We start from the raw sequence: 1,180 nt of genomic DNA, 5'->3' as shown, positions 1-1,180 counted from the left end.
ACGTCACCTGGGGCACCAACCCCGGGCAGGGGCTGCCGATCGACGCCTCGGTGCCCGACCCGGCCACGATCGCCGACGAGAACGAGCGCCGGGCCGCGGAGTCCGCGCTGGCCTACATGGGCCTGACCGCCGGCACCCCGCTGCGCGAGATCGACGTCGACACCGTCTTCCTCGGGTCGTGCACCAACGGCCGGATCGAGGACCTCCGGGTCGCCGCCGCCCTGCTGAAGGGCAAGCACGTCGACGCCAGCACCCGGATGCTCGTCGTCCCCGGGTCGGTGCAGGTGAAGCTGCAGGCCGAGGCCGAGGGGCTGGACCAGGTCTTCCTCGACGCCGGCGCCGAGTGGCGGGGCGCGGGCTGCTCGATGTGCCTGGGCATGAACCCCGACCAGCTGAAGCCGGGTGAGCGCGCGGCCTCCACCAGCAACCGCAACTTCCAGGGCCGGCAGGGCAAGGGCGGGCGCACCCACCTGGTCTCCCCGGCCGTCGCCGCGGCGACCGCGCTCACCGGCCGGCTCACCGCCCCCGCCGACCTGCCCGACGCCCCGATCCCCGCTGGAGTCTGACCGACATGGACGCCTTCACCACACACACCGGCACGGCCGCCCCGCTGCGGCGGAGCAACGTCGACACCGACCAGATCATCCCGGCCGAGTACCTCAAGCGGATCACCCGCACCGGGTTCGAGGACGGGCTGTTCGTCGCCTGGCGCACCAACGAGCCGGACTTCGTGCTCAACCAGCCGCAGTACGCCGACGCCTCGATCCTGGTCGCCGGGCCCGACTTCGGCACCGGCTCCTCCCGCGAGCACGCGGTCTGGGCGCTGCTGGACGGCGGCTTCCGGGTGGTCATCAGCTCCCGGTTCGCCGACATCTTCAAGAACAACTCGACCAAGTCCGGGCTGCTCACCGTGCTGATGTCCGAGCCGGACGTCGAGGCGCTGTGGGCCACGATCGAGGCCGACCCGGCCACCCCGGTGACCGTGGACCTGCGGGCCGAGCAGGTGACCTACGGCGCGGTCACCGTGCCGTTCGAGGTCGACCCCTACACCCGCTGGCGGCTGCTCGAGGGGCTGGACGACGTCGGCCTCACCGAGCGGCACCTCGACGACATCACCGCGTTCGAGGCCGCGCGCCCGGCCTGGCTGCCCCGCTCGCTGCCGGCGCTCCCCGCCTGACGA

At 73.1% G+C, this 1,180-nt stretch carries 2 protein-coding genes; both read left to right on the top strand.

Annotated features, from left to right (window positions below; translation table 11 throughout):
- Nucleotides 1-566, top strand: a 566-nt coding sequence (locus G5C62_RS27140) for an aconitase family protein (RefSeq protein WP_241176177.1), incomplete at its 5' end; no start/stop codon positions are given.
- A gap of 5 nt (nt 567-571) precedes the next feature.
- Nucleotides 572-1,177 carry a 3-isopropylmalate dehydratase small subunit gene (leuD, locus tag G5C62_RS27135; protein WP_036339982.1) on the top strand — a complete coding sequence of 202 codons (606 nt, stop codon included), beginning with the start codon at nt 572-574 and terminating at the stop codon, nt 1,175-1,177.
- The last annotated feature ends 3 nt before the right edge of the window (nt 1,178-1,180 follow it).

The organism is Modestobacter sp. KNN46-3 (assembly GCF_011039295.1).
Note: the sequence above shows the minus strand (reverse complement) of the source record. Positions and strands in the feature narration are given on the sequence as shown.

Excerpts from the sequence above, each read along its gene's own strand:
- leuD (WP_036339982.1), top strand. The coding sequence starts at position 572 with ATGGACGCCTTCACCACACACACCGGCACGGCCGCCCCGCTGCGGCGG.